Consider the following 16,346-nt stretch of genomic DNA (forward strand, 5'->3'; position numbering starts at 1 on the left):
ATGGCTCAGATTACGATTTCCGATCTCCAAAAACGTTACGACAATGTCGAAGTGCTGCGGCACATCAACCTGACCATCAAAGACGGCGAGTTTGTGGTGTTGGTCGGCCCGTCCGGCTGCGGTAAATCCACCTTACTGCGCACCATCGCCGGACTGGAGCTGGCGACGGCGGGGGACATCCACATCGGTACGCGGCTGATGAATCAGGTTGCGCCGAAAGACCGGGATATCTCGATGGTGTTCCAGAGTTACGCGCTCTATCCACACATGACGGTGGCGCGCAACATGGGGTTCAGCCTGGAAGTGCAAAAGCGCCCGAAAGCGGAAATCGACGCCGCCGTGAATAAAGCCGCCGACATTCTCGGCCTGACCGCGTTATTGCATCGCCGCCCGAAAGAGCTTTCCGGCGGGCAGCGTCAGCGCGTGGCGATGGGCAGGGCGATTGTGCGCGAACCGCAGGTGTTCCTGTTCGACGAACCGCTCTCCAACCTCGACGCCCAGTTGCGCGGCCAGATGCGCATTGAAATTAAAAGTCTGCATCAGAGAATGCGTAACACGATTGTTTACGTGACCCACGATCAGGTCGAAGCCATGACGCTTGCCGATCGCATTGTGGTGCTCAACCACGGCCTTATCCAACAGGTCGGCACGCCGCTTGAGCTATACGACACGCCCGCCAATAAATTCGTCGCCAGTTTTATCGGTTCGCCATCGATGAACTTTATCGACGGCACGATAGAGATGGGCGATTCCGCCCCGCAGCTGCGTATCAATCCCACCCTGACGCTGCCGGTAGATCCGTCCATTACCGGCCTGCAAAGCGGCGCCAAAGTCATTTACGGCGTTCGCCCCGAGGCGATTGTGCTCTGCACGCCAGACGCGCCCGGCGCGCTGCCGCTGGATGTGACCTTGATTGAACCGACCGGTCTGAGTGAGCTTATTCACGGGACATTGGGGGGTGAAAAACTGAGCGTTTACAGCATGGTGAGATCGGGGGCTGCGCCGGGGGACAGAGTGTGGGTGACGATTGATACCGGGAGGGTGCAGGTGTTTGAGGGGGGGAGTCAGAGGCGGCTGGCGAAACAAGGGGAAAATTGATTTTTTGCAGAGGCCGCTAAAAACTCAAAGACAATTTTGTTTGCTCCCTCCCCTGCGAAGGGGAGGGTTGGGGTGGGGTATTAACGTAAATGAATATGTCGAAGTGTACATTTACAAAGGTATTACCAGCGATACCCCCTCCCGGCCTCCCCCTTAAGGCCCGTGTGGGTGGCAACCCACGGTTTTGACATGGAAGTTGATTTTCAACAGCAGGCCACTGGGCAGCCCGCCCAATAAAAATTATGCCGGTTTAGCCTCCGCCAGCCTCATCAACCTAACCCCTACGCCTACACCCACCACCAGCATCAAACTAATAAACACCGTGATCCCATTCCACCCGTACGCATGCCAGAAGAATCCCCCCAGCGTGCCGGCCACACTCGAACCGGCGTAATAACAGAACAGATACAGAGAGGAAGCTTGTCCTTTCGCACGGCGTGCGCGCCTGCCTATCCAGCCGCTGGCGACGGAGTGGGCGGCGAAGAAGCCGCCGGTGACCAGGATCATCCCGATGAAAATCAGCCAGACCGGCGAAAAGGCAGTGAGCAGAATACCGGCCAGCATGATGATGATTGCGCCGATCAGTACCGGGCCACGGCCATAGACGCCGGTCAGCACGCCCGCTTTCGGCGAACTGTAGGTGCCCATCAGATACACCACTGACAAAATCCCGACGATGGCCTGACTCATGTTGTAGGGCGTGCCGAGCAGGCGATAGCCGATGTAATTAAACATCGTCACGAAGCTGCCCATCAGCAGAAAACCTTCAACGAACAACAAAGGCAGGCCGCTGTCGCGCCAGTGCAGTTTAAAGTTAATGAGCAACTTGCGCGGTTTCAGCGAGCTGGCGCGGAAATGCCGGGAAGGCGGAAGGATTCGCCAGAACATAATGGCCGCCGCCAGCGCGAAGAGGCCGACTACCGCAATCGCGATGCGCCATGAGAAGAAATCGGTCAGTACACCGCTGACCAGACGCCCGCTCATGCCGCCAATGGAGTTGCCGCTGATGTATAACCCCATCGAGAAGGCCACCACGCTCGGGTGAATTTCTTCGCTCAGATAGGTCATTGCCACCGCCGCAACGCCGCTGAGCGAAAGGCCAATCAGGGCGCGCATGACGAGAATGGCATCCCAGCTTTGCATAAAAGAACAGACCAGCGTACAGCCTGCCGCGAGAAGCAGCGCTACCACCATCACCGATTTCCGCCCGACCGCATCCGAAACCGGCCCGGTAAACAGCAGACCAATAGCCATCAGTCCGGTAGATAACGACAGCGAGAGGCTGCTGGTCGCCGGTGACACGCCGAAATCATGAGACAACACGGGCAGGATCGGCTGTACGCAGTACAGCAGCGCAAAGGTCGCGAGACCCGCGGAGAACAGGGCGAGTGTTACCCGGATAAACTGCGGTGTACCACGTTTGATAAAGGGCGATTTTGGATGAGTGCGGGCGACGGGGGTGTCAGGATTGAGTTCGTCGTCGTTGATCAGACTTTTGTCAAAGGGCGATCCGGATGGTGCAGCGGCATTCCGCTGGGTGGTTTTCACTGTAAATCCTTAACGAAGGTAATAATAAAAACTATTTGAAAATGTATGAAAATTTTAACAGTGGGCTTTATATTGTCTAATATATTAATTTCATGAAAACGATATTTATAAGATATCAATCGGAGTTACACCCGCGCCATGAGCCACATAGAACTGCGTCATCTGCGTTATTTTATTGCCGTCGCTGACGAGCTGCATTTCGGGCGGGCGGCGGAGCGGCTGCACATCTCTCAGCCGCCGCTGAGCCAACAAATACAGGCGCTGGAGGCGCACGTCGGTGCGGCGTTGTTTTATCGCAGTAACCGCACGGTTCGGCTGACGCAGGCGGGCGTGGCATTTCTGCACGAAGCGCGGCAAATTTTGCAGCGGGTAGAAGAAGCCTCAGAGCAGGCAGCGCGGATCCATCGCGGTGAGTCCGGCAATCTGACGCTCGGACTGACCTCCTCGGCACCATTTTTACGCCGGGTTTCGCGCACGCTGCACCGTTTCCGCTTAACCTATCCCGACGTGAATATTCGTATTGAACAGCTCAACAGCAAGCAGCAGATCGACCCGCTGCTGGAAGGCAAACTGGATTTGGGGATTATGCGCAACGGCGATCTTCCGCCGCAGCTGGCGCATCAGCTGATATGGTCGGAGCCGCTGATTGCCGTGGTACATAAAGACAATCCGCTAAATGATTTGGCCGCGGGTGAATTGACGTTTCAGCATCTGGCCGATCAGCCGTTCGTGTTTTTCTCCAAAGATGTCGGCACCTCGTTGTACGACGATATCCTCGACCAGCTGAAAGCACAGGGGATCACACCGTATATCACACAGGAAGTGGGCGAGCCGCTGACCATTATCGGGCTGGTGGCAGCGGGGCTGGGCGTGTCGATTTTACCGGCGTCCTATCTGCGCATTCAGGTCGACGGCGTGAGGTATTTACGCTTCGGGAATATGCAAGGCACCACAGAACTCTGGCTGGTGAATCACGCCGAAAGGCCGATGACGGCGGCGACCAGGGCGTTTATGGAACTGATGATGGAAGAGGACGGCGTTTGACATAAGATAAAAGCTGCTGTATTTCCAGTCAATTCCGAACGTGTTTTCGCGCAATGTGTGCACCAAATCACATAACGAATCAAATAGTTGACGACATATAGCAAAAACTCCACCATAAGCCTCTAATCTTTATTTTGAAGCGCGAAAATAACAGGAGTTCCTTGAGTGATCCCCGATGGGCAGCCCGGCCATATTGATCAAATCAAACAAACTAACGTCGGTGCTGTGTATCGCCTGATCGATCAGTTTGGTCCCATTTCGCGCATTGAGCTTTCCAAAAAAGCCCAGCTGGCACCTGCCAGTATCACCAAAATTGTCCGTGAACTGATTCAGGCGCACCTGGTGCTGGAAACGGAGTTTCAGGATCCCGGCAGTCGCGGGCGTCCGGCAATCGGTTTAGCGCTCGACACGCAAGCCTGGCACTATCTTTCTGCCCGCATCAGCCTCGGTTCTATCACGCTGGGGTTACGCGATCTGAGCAGTAAACTGGTGGTGGAAGAAGTGTTGCCACTGCCCGAAGAGGCTCCGCAGTCGCTGATGCAGCGCATCATCGTAGAAATCGATCAGTTCTTTATCCGCCATCAGCGCAAACTTGAACGCCTTACTGCCATCGCCATTACCCTGCCGGGGATGATCGACGCGCGGCGCGGCATCGTTCACCGTATGCCGTTTTATCACGATGTGTTCGATATGCCGCTCGGCGATACTCTTTCCGCCCATACGGGCTTGCCGGTCTACGTGCAGCATGACATCAGCGCGTGGACGCTGGCGGAAGCCCTGTACGGCGCATCGCGCGGCTGCAAAAACGTGGTGCAAATTGTTATCGATCACAACGTCGGCGCGGGGGTTATTACCAGCGGACGCGTTTTGCACGCCGGCAGCAGCAGCGTGGTGGAAATCGGCCATACGCAGGTCGATCCTTATGGTAAACGCTGTTATTGCGGCAATCACGGCTGTCTGGAAACCGTCGCCAGTACCGACAGCATTCTGGAACTGGTGCGTCAGCGACTGACCGCTTCAGCCCCCGCGAGTTTATTGCACGGGGTATCACTGACCATCGAAGCGGTGTGTGATGCGGCTAACCGTGGCGACCAGCTGGCGCGTGACGTCATCATCGGCGTGGGGCAGAGCGTCGGGCGGATGTTGGCGATCATGGTCAATCTGTTCAATCCTGAAAAAGTGCTGATCGGTTCGCCGCTTAATTTATCGCAGGATATTCTTCATCCGGCAATAATGTCTTGTATTCAACAGCAATCCCTTCCCGCATATAGCGAAAATATCAAACTCGAATCCACGCAATTTTATAATCAGGGGACTATGCCTGGCGCGGCATTAGTTAAAGACGCGCTGTACAGCGGGTCATTGCTGATAAAACTCTTACAAGGCTAAGTTTCTTATAACGTTAAAAACTGATTTAAAATAAATCGGAATAAGCTTTCTCGCGCTGGTAAACAAAACATTGCGCTAACGCAAACTGCTCGCATCTCGCATCGCCTAGACTTTCCGTCGTTACTTTGTCTCTGGGCGTGTTTTTCCGGAGACTATCTTTCAATAAAACGGAGAGATCCCGGAGCCTGAATTCCATGTTAACGCACTTTTTCGTCACGGGTACGGACGCTCGTGTAGGTAAAACCATTGTCACACGTGCCTTGCTTCAGGCTTTAGCCGCGCAGGATCGCTGCGTTCTGGGCTATAAACCTATCGCGACTGGCAGCCAGGAGCTGGCCGACGGGGTTCGAAATAAAGATGCGGTAACTCTTCAGCAGTCATCTTCTATTGCTTATCCTTTTAAGAAAATAACGCCGCTGGCATTAACAGATGAAGATATTTATGCCAGTGAAATACCGAAAAACGTGTTTGAAATAATGACAGACGGCCTCAATTTTATGCGTGAAGAGGCTGATTCGGTAGTGGTTGAAGGATGTGACGGCTGGAGAACCTTGATTACTCCACATCTTTTATATTCCGACTGGGTACGCCAGCAAAATATGCCGGTAGTGCTGGTTGTCGGTATTCAGGAAGGCTGTGTCAGCCACGCGTTATTAACCGCGCAGGCCATTATTGCCGACGGATTACCGTTGTTAGGCTGGGTGGCAAACCGAATTAATCCATGCCTTGCTCATTATCAGGAGACTATCGAAGCGCTTACCGCGAATATTTCCGCGCCGCTGCTCGGTGAAATTCCTTATCTGCCACGGGCAGAAAGCCGCGATATGGCGAAGTTTATCGATCTCTCGAGTTTTAATCTGAAAACGCTGACCAAAGCCTGATTGGCTGCGTCGCCACGTTCGACACCGATTAAACGGTTCCGGCTTCTTCGCCAGGAGCCGTTTTTTTTGTCTATAATTCAGGATTAGCTTTAATGCATCAATCTGAAGAAAAAAGAGAACATGGCCGTTACGCACTCATCTGAACACTCACCCGTCGTTAAAAATGCTCACCGCCCGCTGATCCTCATCGCCTGCATGTTGTCGATGTTTATGGCCGCCGTAGAAGTGACGATTGTCGCGACCGCGATGCCGACCATTATTGGCGATCTCGGCGGTTTCTCGCTGCTTGGCTGGGTATTTGCAGTCTATTTACTGACGCAGGCGATCACCGTGCCTGTGTATGGCAGACTGGCGGATTTGTACGGTTGCCGGAAGATGTTTTTCATCGGCACTACGCTGTTTTTGATTGGCTCGGTGCTGTGTGGTTTTGCGCCTTCGCTCGGCTGGATGATCGGTTTTCGCGCCTTGCAGGGGCTGGGTGCCGGGGCAATCACGCCGATTGCCACCACGCTTATCGCCAATGTTTACGGCCCGCAGGAGCGCGCCAAAGCGCAAGGTTATCTATCAAGCGTGTGGGGCGTTTCGGCGATCGTCGGCCCGCTGATGGGCGCGTTTATCGTTTCGCATTTTCACTGGGCGGTGGTGTTCTGGGTTAACGTGCCGATCGGGCTGTTGGCGATGGGCATTCTGATCAAATACCTGCCGCCGGACGGCCAGCGTAAACAACATCAGCTGGATCTGGCGGGAACCGGATATCTGACGCTTTCAGTGGCCGCATTGCTGCTGGCGCTGTTGCAGGCCGAAGTGCTCGGTTACTGGGCGCTGGGGCTGATTGCGCTGGCGGTATGCAGCGCGCTGTTGCTTATCCGGCAGGAACGACGGACGCCGGAGCCGCTGTTCCCGCTGGAGCTGTGGCAAAGCAAGGTGATTATCGCCGGGAATATCGGCGGCCTGATTATCGGCGCGACCATGATGGGAATTAGCGCATTTTTGCCGACCTACGTGCAGGGCGTGCTCGGCGGCACGCCGCTTCAGGCGGGAACCACGCTGGCGCTGATGTCCATCGGCTGGCCGCTGGCAAGTATGCTCAGCAGCCGTCTGATGCAGGCGACCTCTTACCGCGCCACCGCGGTGTTCGGCGGGATTTTGCTGGTCGGCGGCAGCCTGGCGTTACTGTTGCTTTCACCGACGTCGGGCCTGTGGGTTGCGCGTCTGGCGGCGTTTTCGATTGGTGCGGGAATGGGGCTGTGTAACACCACGTTTATCGTCTCAGTGCAAAACAGTGTCGGCCCTGCAATCCGCGGGATTGCCACGGCATCCACGCTGTTTACGCGGATGCTCGGCTCCGCCATCGGTACTGCATTACTCGGCGCGACGCTTAACCTCAATTTGCAATACCGTTTGCCGGAGATTGCCGATCCGGTGCAGCAACTGATGGAGAAAGCCACCCGCAGCGCGATGGGTAATGACCAGCTCGGCGCGCTCACTAACAGCGTGGCGGCCTCGCTGCACTGGGTGTTTGTGGTGTCGGCGGTGATTTCCGTGCTGGCCGTCGGTGCCGGTTTATTGATCCCGGCAGGTGACCGCCCGCACGCAGAACCTCAGCGCGAAAGTTAATTCATGCCTGGCGTTGCGAAAGCCTGAACGCGGCTAACATCAGCGTCAGGCTCAGTAATACGGCGACCGACGCCATCGCCATCCCATCACCCACCGAGCCCTGTTCAAACTGTCGCCAGACAAACACCGACACCGTCTGCACGCCCGCCGGAGAAAGCAGCAGGGAAGTCACCAGTTCGCGCGACGCGACCGCAAACACCATCATCATTGAGGCCAGCAAACTCGGTAGCACCAGCGGCAGCAGGATCAGCCGCAACGTCTGCGCCGCCGATGCGCCGTGAACGCGGGCGGCGGCATCCAGATTGCCGCCAATCTGTTTCAGCGCCGCACTGACGTAGCGCACCGGATAAGGCAGCAGCAGGCAGCAGTAGGCCAGCAGCAAGATCCCCCAGGTGTTGTAAGGCGTGACCGGCCAGAAACTGCGGTTCCACGCCAGAATCAGCCCGACGCCGACCACAATGCCCGGCAGAGCGGCGGGCAGCAGTGAAAGCCCGTCGATCATGGCCGCGCCGCGAATTTTCCGCACCACCACCAGCCACGACGCCAGAAATCCGGTTGCGCCAGCAATCAGCGCGGTCGCTGACGCCAGACTGAGGCTGGTAGAAAGCGCACTCAGCGCGTCACCGTGGACGTCAAACAGCGCCGCGAAGTGCCGAAGTGTCAGATTGGAAAACGCCAGTCCGCCTGACAGCGTGCCGGAAAATGCCGTTGCCAGCATAGATGCCAGCGGCAGCGCGACGGCAATCAGCGCCACCAGTGAAAACAGCGCCAGCACCGGAAACGTCCAGCCGGACAGCGGCTTTGGTGTGACGTCCGCCGGTTTGCCGGTCAGACTTTCGACATTTTTCCCCGCCAGCACCGCGCGCTGCACGCTGTAAGCGCATAACGCCATCGCCACCAGCACCAGCGAAAGCACCGCCGCGCCCGGCAAATCTATTGGCCAGTCTGCCAGCCGCTGCTCGATACCGGTCGTCAGCATCAGAATACCGCTGCGCGACCCCAGCGCGCCGGGCACGCCGTATTCCTCAATCGACAGCGTAAATGCCAGCAGTAAACTCGACGCCATCGCCGGTAACGCCATTGGCAGGGTGATGCGGATAAAGGCCTGAACTGCGCCCGCGCCGTGGATCCGCGCGACATCCGCCAGCCGACTGCCGCTGGCAGCCATGCTGCGCGAAACCGCGAAATAGACCACCGGGAAAATATTTAGCGTCATCACCGCAATCATGCCCGGCAGCGAGAATAAAAACGCGTTGAGATGTAACCACGGCAAGAGCTGTTGCACATAACCGTTGGTCTGTAACGCCAGCATCCACGACAGCGCGGCGATATACGGCGGCAGCAAAAACGGTACCAGAAACAGCACGTCCCACAGTGCAGCACCCGGCAGCCGGAACAGCCCGCGCAATGCACCGAGTGGCACGCCGATAAGAGCACTGCACAACGCCACGCCCAGCCCGACTTTTAACGTTGTTGCGACCAGAGCCAGCATCTGCGGTTCGGTGAACACACGGGAAAAGGCAGTGAATGGTGCAGAATAATTGCTGGTGTCCAGATGCGGGAAAATCGCCTGCAACACCACAAAGCTGACCGGCACGGCGACCAGCAACAGCAGCGCAAGGCCGGTCACGCCCGGCAGAAAAGCGTTCTTATTCATGATTCGGTTCTCAGAACGGGCTGCACAGCACGTGCGCAGCCCGGCGGGCGGTTATGGCTGGGCGAAGAGTTTAGCGAAACGATCGAGAACGTCTTTGCGTGAGGCGGACGCTTTCGGGTCTTCCGGCAGCAGTTTCAGGGATTTAAACAGCGGACGTTTGGCATCGATGTCCGTGCGGGCAGGCATCAGCCAGGCTTCGGCTACCAGCTGCTGGCCTTCCGGCGACAGGGCGTAATCGATAAAGGCTTTAGCCTCTTTTTGCTGCTGGCTGGATTTAAGGATCATCATCGGGCGCGGGGCGATCACAGTGCCGCTCTGCGGGAAAATTACTTTGACGGATTCACCGTCCTGCATGCTGGCGTATGAGACGTAATCCACCGCGCCGAACACCGCCGCTTTCGCGCCCTGTAACACCGGCGTCAGCGCCTGCGCGTTCGGCCCGGCGATGATCATGCCGTTGGCTTTCAGGTCATCAAACAATTTCCACGCCTGCTGCGCGTGGGCATTCTGCAACCCGATTAGCAGATCCAGTGAGGCGCCGGACAGGGAGGGATCCGGCGTGGTGACTTTGTCCTTGAACTCGGGTTTGGTCAGGTCACCCCAGTCTTTCGGCTCAGACGTCCCGCTTTTGGTGTTCCACACAATCCCCAGCGCGGAAATGCCTTGCGCCACGTAATACGGCGTCTTGAACTGCGCCGGAACCTGCGCCGCGTTCGGGCTCTGATATTCCAGCAACCAGCCGCGCTGTTTGAGATCGGTCGCGGTATCCCATGACGCTGATATCAGCACGTCGGCGCGCGGATTGGCCTGTTCGGCTTCGAGTCGCGCCATCACTTTGCCGGTGGTGGCCTGAAACACATCGACTTTTACGCCAGTCTGTTTTTCATAGCCCGCCGCCAGTTTTTTGGCCAGCGAACCCGGCCCGGCGGTATAAAGCGTCAGCGCCTGTGCGCTGCCCGCTGCCATTGCGAGAGAAAGAGTCATTGCAGTCATTACACCTGTTTTGGTTCTGGATAAATGTGTGCGAGTCATTGAGTCAATTCCATCAGAGGTTAAGCAACAAAAGGGGAAACAACGGAAGCATCATTCAGGTCAATACGGGCGATCGCGCCCTGATCCATATGCGCAATCTTGTGCGCCAGTGCGCGCGCTTCGTGCCGGTCATGGGTGACGTACACCGCCGTGGTGCCGAGCTGGCGCAACAGTGTCGCCATCTCTTCACACAGGCTTTCGCGCAGATCGCGGTCAAGATTGGAGAGCGGTTCGTCGAACAACAGAATGCGTGGCTCAGCGACAATCGCCCGTGCCAGCGCCACACGTTGTTGCTGACCACCGGAAAGTTCAGAAGGGCGTCGTGATGCGAAATCTGCCAGCCCGACGCGATCGAGCGCAGCCATCACTTTTTCCTGCAAAAGCGCGCCACGCACTCCGCGCATTTGCAGCGGAAACGCGACATTTTGCCGCACGCTCATGTGCGGCCACAGCGCGTAATCCTGGAAGGCCATGCCGAGATTGCGTCGCTCCGGGGGCAGGCTGAAGGTGCCGCTGGCAACGATTTCGCCGTCGAAGCTGATCTGCCCGGAGGCGGGGTGCAGTAAACCCGCGAGCATTTTCAGCAACGTGCTTTTGCCGCAGCCCGAGGGGCCGAGCAGGGCGAGGATCGTGCCTTTGGGGACAGTCAGATTGACGTGATTGAGTACCGGTGTGCTCCCGAAAAAATGAGACACCTGATGGAGGGCGATAGCGGGAGGAGAAGCAATGCGCGGGGGCGCATTCCCGCCTGTAAAAGCTGGAATGTTCATGACGGTACTATCCTCTTTGGGACTTATTGGTGCAGCTGAGCCTAAAGAGAGTGTGTGACGCAGACATGACAGGTTTGTGAATGTAGAGATTTGACGGTGCAGGCGGGGAACCGGCACCGGATCATCGTATGACTGTTTTATTGCTTATATTGCTGTTCGCCCCACGCCAGCATGCCTGCCAGCAGTGGTTTCAGGATACTTTGCAGTTCACGGGCTTTCTCTTCGTCATAGGCGAATGGCTCGATTTCTTCCATGTAATTCACCTGCGCCAGTTCCAGCTGAACCGCGTGCTGATGGATATCCGGCTGACCATATTCACGGGTGATGTAGCCGCCTTTGAAACGCCCGTTAAGTACGTGGCTAAAGCGCGTCTGTTGCAGGCAAACGCCTTCCACCACGCCGCTTAAACCGGGCGAACAGCTCGCGCCACCTTTGGTACCGAGATTGAGATCCGGCAGTTTGCCATCGAACAGACGCGGGATTTGTGAGGCAATAGAATGTGCATCAAAAAGCAGCGCGTAGCCGAATGCCTCTTTCATCCGCGCAAGTTCTGACGCAATGGTCTGGTGATACGGCTGCCAGATTTGCTCCAGATACTGCTGGCGCTGAACCACGGTCGGCTCCATCCCGGCTTTAAACGTCGGGCGGCCATCAAACAAGGTATCGGGGAACAGGCCGGTCGTCGCAGTAGCGTAGAGCGGGGTATCGTCCGCAGGACGGTTGAGATCAATCACAAAGCGCGAATATTGCCCGACCAGAATGCTGGCCCCGAGCGCACGGGCAAAATCATACAGTTGCGGAATGTGCCAGTCGGTGTCTGAGAGCGGCAGCGCGGCGTCGGTCAGTCCGCTGGCGACCTCCGGCGTCAGGTGCGTTCCGGCGTGAGGAATGCTGATCAGCAACGGGGCAGTTCCCCGGACGAAATGTAACGGTTCGGCAATAACAGAATTAGCTGAAAGGCTCATAAACGAACTTCTCCACGCAGGTGACCACGAAAAATAACGGTGCAGGGCAATTGTCCGCCCAGCCAGTAAACCAGTTCCGCCGGACGCGACAGCGGCCAGTGAATAAAATCGGCGACCTTGCCCGCTTCCAGCGTGCCGTGGGAATCCTGCAACCCCAGCGCCCGTGCGCCGTGACAGGTCACACCGGCCAGCGCTTCTTCCGGCGTCAGGCGAAACAGCGTACAGCCCATATTCAGCATTAAGCGCAGGGAAAGCGCCGGAGATGTCCCCGGATTGGCATCGCTGGCCAGCGCCATCGGCACGCCGTGAGTGCGGAAGTGTTCCACCGGCGGGCACTGCGTTTCGCGCAGCAGATAATATGCGCCGGGCAGCAACACCGCGACGGTGCCACTGGCGGCCATCGCTTTGGCATCATCTTCGGTGGCGTATTCCAGATGGTCGGCAGACAGCGCGTGATGGCGTGCGGCCAGCGCGCTGCCGTGCAGGGAGGAGAGCTGTTCGGCGTGGAGTTTTACCGGCAGGCCGAGGGATTTTGCGGCATTGAACACACGGTCGACCTGTTCTGGCGAAAACGCCAGATGTTCGCAAAATGCATCCACGGCGTCCGCGAGGTTTTCCTGCGCAATCGCCGGCAGCAGGGTGTCACAAATTAGCTGAATATAATCATCTGGCCGGTCTTTGAATTCAGGCGGCAGCGCATGGGCGGCAAGGCAAGTGGATTTCACCTCGACCGGCAGCATATGGCCGAGCCTGCGGATTACCCGCAGCATTTTAATTTCGCTTTCCACGCTCAGACCGTAGCCTGATTTAATCTCCACGCAGGTGATACCTTCTGCCAGCAGCGGTTGCAGGCGGAATAATGCCTGCGCCAGCAGTTCATCCTCGCTGGCGGCGCGGGTGGCGTTAACCGTCGATAAAATTCCGCCGCCCGCCGCGGCAATCTCTGCATAACTCACGCCGTTCAGTCGCTGTTCAAATTCGGCGCTGCGGTTACCGCCAAACACCAGATGTGTGTGGCAGTCGACCAGCCCCGGCGTGATGATCCCGCCGTCGAATTCATGTTCGATGGCATGCGGGTAATCCGGGCAGTCAGCATCAGGGCCGATCCACAGGATCTGGCCGCCGCTGACGGCAATCGCACCGTTTTCGATCAGGTTGTATTTCCCGTCCCGCATGGTGACCAGTGTGGCGCCGCGCCAGACGCTGTCACATTGCGAGGAGGGTTCAGAAGAGAAATGCGGGGACAGCGTTAAGGGCATGACGGGCTCCGGACAAGGTTGATCTTGTATAGACAACTAAAGTCAACCTAGCGCATAACCCGAAAACCGGCAAGCGAAAAGGGTCTTAACCGTGACTGGTGAAGCGTCCGAACAGCTGATAACGGGAACCGGCGTAGATCAACCGCGCCGACGTAACCACGCGGCTGCCGCTCCAGGTACGGCGGTGGATCAGCAGACAAGGCTCGTGCTCGCTAAGCTGCAACAGTTCGCGTTGCTCGTCGCTGGCGCTGACGGCTTCCACGCGATGCTCACCGGCGGTCAGCGGTGCGATGGTCATCAGATAGGTGTAGGGCGACTGCTTGTTCAGCACTTCTTGCAGATAATCCGGGGCCATTTCCGGATTCACAAAACGCTCTTCGATTTGTACCGGCACATGGTTTTCGTAATGCACGATTTGTGAATAAAACAGGATTTGCCCGAGGGCAACGTCCATCTGCTGCGCCTGTGCGGCATCCGCCAGCCGGGCTTCGCACAGCAGAATTTTGCTGTCGTGCTGATGGCCGCGCGCAGCGATTTCATCGGCGATGTTGTGAACTTCCAGCATCGGCGTATAGGCCTTGGCTTCGGCCACGAAGGTGCCAACACCCTGCATGCGGATCAGAAAACCTTCGCTGGTCAGCTCCCGCAGCGCGCGGTTGATGGTCATGCGGCTGACGCCCAGCTCGTTGGTCAGCTCGCTCTCGGAAGGCACGCGCTGGTGCGGTTTCCACACGCCTGCACGGATCTGGCTGACGATCGCCTGTTTCACGCGCTGATAGATAGGGGCGGGGGTGTCGCTCATTGCGGCCGCCAGTTCGGACAATGTCTGCTGGGACACTCCCTGTTGCGCTGCACCAGAATGAAAAAGTGGTGTCGGCTCCGACATGTCTCGTACCTCGCTCGTTGATCTTGCTGAATTGTTATCCGTTCACAGCCCCGTAGTGTCCCCCACGGGCAGGCAAACGAAAAGAGGACGGCGGAAACAAAAATCAAAAAAATTCCTGTTGCAAGTTTACAGCGCAATCAGGCATATGTATATGTATAGACAAGTTGATTAAAACAGTAGCAGTTGTTTATCAAAAATTGCATTTATGTTTCCCCATGTTGATTCAGGAACGAAGTCATGGCTGCTTATTTTGCTTCACGCGCGTTACTTGCCGACGGCTGGGCGCACGATGTTCGTCTGGAGGTTGACGCTGCCGGAATGCTGACGGCGGTGACGCCGGGTGGCGACCCGCAGGGCTGTATCCCGCTGTCCGGGCCGGTGGTGCCGGGCATGCCGAATCTGCATTCGCACGCTTTTCAGCGGGTGATGGCCGGGCTGGCGGAAGTTGCCGGAAATCCGCAGGACAGCTTCTGGACGTGGCGCGACCTGATGTATCGCATGGTGCAGCGCCTTACGCCTGAGCAGACAGGCATCATCGCCCGTCAGCTGTATATCGAGATGCTCAAAGGCGGTTATACGCAGGTCGCCGAATTCCACTATCTGCATAACGACATCAGCGGGAAGCCGTATGCCGATCGCGGCGAAATGACCGCACAGCTGAGCGCGGCGGCGGAGCAGGCGGGCATCGGCCTGACGCTGCTGCCGGTGCTGTACAGCTACGCCGGATTTGGCGCGCAGCCCGCGCAGGACGGGCAAAAACGCTTTATTCAGAACGTCGATAGCTATCTGCAACAGCAGGAGGTGATCCGCCAGCAGATTGGCGGAAAACCTTTTCAAAACGCCGGTCTGTGCTTCCATTCACTGCGTGCCGTGACGCTCTCGCAAATGCGCGAGGTGCTGGCGGCGGGCGACAAAAATTCTCCCGTGCATATTCACATCGCCGAACAGCAAAAAGAGGTGAACGATTGCCTCGGCTGGAGCGGCCAGCGGCCCATCACCTGGCTGTATGACAATCTGGATATTGATAGCCGCTGGTGCCTGATCCATGCCACGCACGCCGACCGTTTTGAATTAGCCAGCATGGCGAAAAGCGGCGCGGTAGCGGGATTATGTCCGACCACCGAAGCTAACTTAGGCGACGGTATTTTCCCCGGCGTGGAATATCTCGGGCACAACGGCCGATGGGGGATTGGTTCCGACAGCCACGTCTCGCTCAACGTAGTGGAAGAACTGCGCTGGTTCGAATACGGCCAGCGTCTGCGCGATCAGCGTCGCAACCGCCTGACGCTGCCGCATCAGAATCAGCATTCCGTCGGCGATGTGCTCTATTCCCACGCCTTACAGGGCGGCGCACAGGCATGCGGCGTCGCGACTGGCAAGCTGGCCGCGGGCTATCGTGCCGACTGGCTGGTGCTGGATGGCCGCGATCCCTATCTTGCAGCGGCCAAAAATAGCGAAATTCTTAACCGCTGGTTGTTTGCCGGTCACAGCGGGCAAATCCGCGATGTTTATGTCGGCGGTATCGCGCGCATTGTCGAAGGCCAGCATGAACAGCAACAGGCCGCGGCGGCAGATTTCCTGAAAGTACTGAATCAGCTGGCGGAGGGTGGCGCATGAACGGCTGGCAGCCATTTAGCCTGATGGGGCTGCCGGTCAGCCCGTGGCACAACGGCGGCGGCGAAACACGCGAAATCATCAGCGTTCCGGCAGGAAGCGCGAATTTTGACTGGCGCGCCAGCATCGCGACCATTGCACAGGACGGCCCGTTCTCGGTTTTCCCCGGCATTGACCGTTCGATAACGTTACTCAGCGGTGAGGGCGTTCATTTGCTGGCTTCGCCGGACATCCGCCATTCCCTCAGCCGTGTTGGGGAACCCTATTCGTTTCGTGGTGAAGAGTCGGTGAGCGCCCGGCTGCACGGCGGCGTCACCACTGATTTCAACATCATGACCCGCCGAACTGTCTGTCGTGCGAAGGTGATTTCTGCCCGCCAAACGCTGGCGGTTTTGCCTGAAAACGGCGGCGTGATTTACGTCCTGAGTGGTGACTGGCAACTGCCGGACGGCGCGCAAATCGGGCAGGGCGACGGCTTTTACTGGACGGCAACTCTGGAGATAAACCCGGTTATCGTCAGCACAGAACACCCTGACGGCCTGCTGCTTTGGGCGTCAGTCATTACGGATTAACGGTCGCAAACAAC

Annotated in this window: 14 protein-coding genes; 7 read left to right on the forward strand and 7 right to left on the reverse strand. The window is 57.4% G+C overall.

Annotation, left to right across the window (positions count from 1 at the left end; translation table 11 throughout):
- Positions 1-1,098 carry an ABC transporter ATP-binding protein gene (locus tag TU92_RS12955; RefSeq protein ID WP_112167637.1) on the forward strand — a complete coding sequence of 366 codons (1,098 nt, stop codon included), beginning with the start codon at positions 1-3 and terminating at the stop codon, positions 1,096-1,098.
- A 240-nt stretch (positions 1,099-1,338) separates the two neighbouring features.
- Here the strand turns inward: TU92_RS12955 and TU92_RS12960 are convergent, their stop codons facing one another.
- Positions 1,339-2,589: an MFS transporter gene (locus TU92_RS12960; protein WP_413534806.1), complete on the reverse strand. Its 1,251-nt coding sequence runs from the start codon at positions 2,587-2,589 to the stop codon at positions 1,339-1,341.
- 195 nt (positions 2,590-2,784) lie between these two features.
- On the opposite strand from TU92_RS12960, the gene TU92_RS12965 reads away from it, so the two are divergent.
- The 4 genes from TU92_RS12965 (at position 2,785) to TU92_RS12980 (ending at position 7,577) form a co-directional block, all read left to right on the forward strand.
- Positions 2,785-3,690, forward strand: a complete 906-nt coding sequence (locus TU92_RS12965) for a LysR family transcriptional regulator (protein ID WP_112167639.1) — start codon at positions 2,785-2,787, stop codon at positions 3,688-3,690.
- 165 nt (positions 3,691-3,855) lie between these two features.
- Positions 3,856-5,079 carry a sugar metabolism global transcriptional regulator Mlc gene (gene mlc, locus TU92_RS12970; RefSeq protein ID WP_112167640.1) on the forward strand — a complete coding sequence of 408 codons (1,224 nt, stop codon included), beginning with the start codon at positions 3,856-3,858 and terminating at the stop codon, positions 5,077-5,079.
- Between the two features lie 194 nt (positions 5,080-5,273).
- Positions 5,274-5,960 carry a dethiobiotin synthase gene (gene bioD / locus TU92_RS12975; protein ID WP_112167641.1) on the forward strand — a complete coding sequence of 229 codons (687 nt, stop codon included), beginning with the start codon at positions 5,274-5,276 and terminating at the stop codon, positions 5,958-5,960.
- Between the two features lie 120 nt (positions 5,961-6,080).
- Positions 6,081-7,577, forward strand: a complete 1,497-nt coding sequence (locus TU92_RS12980) for an MDR family MFS transporter (RefSeq protein WP_112167642.1) — start codon at positions 6,081-6,083, stop codon at positions 7,575-7,577.
- A gap of 1 nt (position 7,578) precedes the next feature.
- Here TU92_RS12980 and TU92_RS12985 read toward each other — a convergent pair whose 3' ends face one another.
- The 6 genes from TU92_RS12985 to hutC all read right to left on the reverse strand — a co-directional run bounded on the left by TU92_RS12985 (position 7,579) and on the right by hutC (position 14,146).
- The gene (locus TU92_RS12985; RefSeq protein ID WP_112167643.1) at positions 7,579-9,234 is read right to left on the reverse strand and encodes an ABC transporter permease; all 1,656 of its coding nucleotides are present in this window, start codon (positions 9,232-9,234) and stop codon (positions 7,579-7,581) included.
- A 51-nt stretch (positions 9,235-9,285) separates the two neighbouring features.
- Positions 9,286-10,266, reverse strand: a complete 981-nt coding sequence (locus TU92_RS12990; RefSeq protein ID WP_112167644.1) for an ABC transporter substrate-binding protein — start codon at positions 10,264-10,266, stop codon at positions 9,286-9,288.
- Between the two features lie 20 nt (positions 10,267-10,286).
- Positions 10,287-11,036: an ABC transporter ATP-binding protein gene (locus TU92_RS12995; RefSeq protein WP_112167645.1), complete on the reverse strand. Its 750-nt coding sequence runs from the start codon at positions 11,034-11,036 to the stop codon at positions 10,287-10,289.
- Positions 11,037-11,173: 137 nt separating this feature from the next.
- Positions 11,174-12,001, reverse strand: coding sequence for an N-formylglutamate deformylase (gene hutG / locus TU92_RS13000; RefSeq protein ID WP_112167646.1), 828 nt, complete (start codon positions 11,999-12,001; stop codon positions 11,174-11,176).
- Positions 11,998-13,260 (reverse strand): imidazolonepropionase, encoded by a 1,263-nt coding sequence (gene hutI / locus TU92_RS13005; protein WP_112167647.1) that lies wholly within the window; start codon positions 13,258-13,260, stop codon positions 11,998-12,000. The genes hutG and hutI overlap by 4 nt, the downstream gene beginning before the upstream one ends.
- Positions 13,261-13,345: 85 nt before the next feature.
- Positions 13,346-14,146: a histidine utilization transcriptional repressor HutC gene (gene hutC, locus TU92_RS13010; RefSeq protein WP_112167648.1), complete on the reverse strand. Its 801-nt coding sequence runs from the start codon at positions 14,144-14,146 to the stop codon at positions 13,346-13,348.
- Positions 14,147-14,383: 237 nt separating this feature from the next.
- Here hutC and TU92_RS13015 point away from each other — a divergent pair, with 237 nt between their 5' ends.
- Both TU92_RS13015 and TU92_RS13020 read left to right on the forward strand, forming a co-directional pair.
- Complete coding sequence (locus tag TU92_RS13015; protein ID WP_112167649.1) at positions 14,384-15,763, forward strand: formimidoylglutamate deiminase; 1,380 nt, start codon at positions 14,384-14,386, stop codon at positions 15,761-15,763.
- The gene (locus TU92_RS13020; protein WP_112167650.1) at positions 15,760-16,332 is read left to right on the forward strand and encodes a HutD/Ves family protein; all 573 of its coding nucleotides are present in this window, start codon (positions 15,760-15,762) and stop codon (positions 16,330-16,332) included. Before TU92_RS13015 ends, TU92_RS13020 begins: the two co-directional genes overlap by 4 nt.
- The last annotated feature ends 14 nt before the right edge of the window (positions 16,333-16,346 follow it).

This window comes from Rahnella inusitata (assembly GCF_003263515.1).
Classification (GTDB): domain Bacteria; phylum Pseudomonadota; class Gammaproteobacteria; order Enterobacterales; family Enterobacteriaceae; genus Rahnella; species Rahnella inusitata.

Bases quoted from the DNA above. Each gene is read 5' to 3' on its own strand.
- TU92_RS12955 (WP_112167637.1), top strand. From the start codon at position 1: ATGGCTCAGATTACGATTTCCGATCTCCAAAAACGTTACGACAATGTC.
- TU92_RS12965 (WP_112167639.1), top strand. From the start codon at position 2,785: ATGAGCCACATAGAACTGCGTCATCTGCGTTATTTTATTGCCGTCGCT.
- bioD (WP_112167641.1), top strand. From the start codon at position 5,274: ATGTTAACGCACTTTTTCGTCACGGGTACGGACGCTCGTGTAGGTAAA.
- TU92_RS12980 (WP_112167642.1), top strand. From the start codon at position 6,081: ATGGCCGTTACGCACTCATCTGAACACTCACCCGTCGTTAAAAATGCT.
- TU92_RS12985 (WP_112167643.1), bottom strand. From the start codon at position 9,234: ATGAATAAGAACGCTTTTCTGCCGGGCGTGACCGGCCTTGCGCTGCTG.
- TU92_RS12990 (WP_112167644.1), bottom strand. From the start codon at position 10,266: ATGACTCGCACACATTTATCCAGAACCAAAACAGGTGTAATGACTGCA.
- TU92_RS12995 (WP_112167645.1), bottom strand. From the start codon at position 11,036: ATGAACATTCCAGCTTTTACAGGCGGGAATGCGCCCCCGCGCATTGCT.
- hutG (WP_112167646.1), bottom strand. From the start codon at position 12,001: ATGAGCCTTTCAGCTAATTCTGTTATTGCCGAACCGTTACATTTCGTC.
- hutI (WP_112167647.1), bottom strand. From the start codon at position 13,260: ATGCCCTTAACGCTGTCCCCGCATTTCTCTTCTGAACCCTCCTCGCAA.
- hutC (WP_112167648.1), bottom strand. From the start codon at position 14,146: ATGTCGGAGCCGACACCACTTTTTCATTCTGGTGCAGCGCAACAGGGA.
- TU92_RS13015 (WP_112167649.1), top strand. From the start codon at position 14,384: ATGGCTGCTTATTTTGCTTCACGCGCGTTACTTGCCGACGGCTGGGCG.
- TU92_RS13020 (WP_112167650.1), top strand. From the start codon at position 15,760: ATGAACGGCTGGCAGCCATTTAGCCTGATGGGGCTGCCGGTCAGCCCG.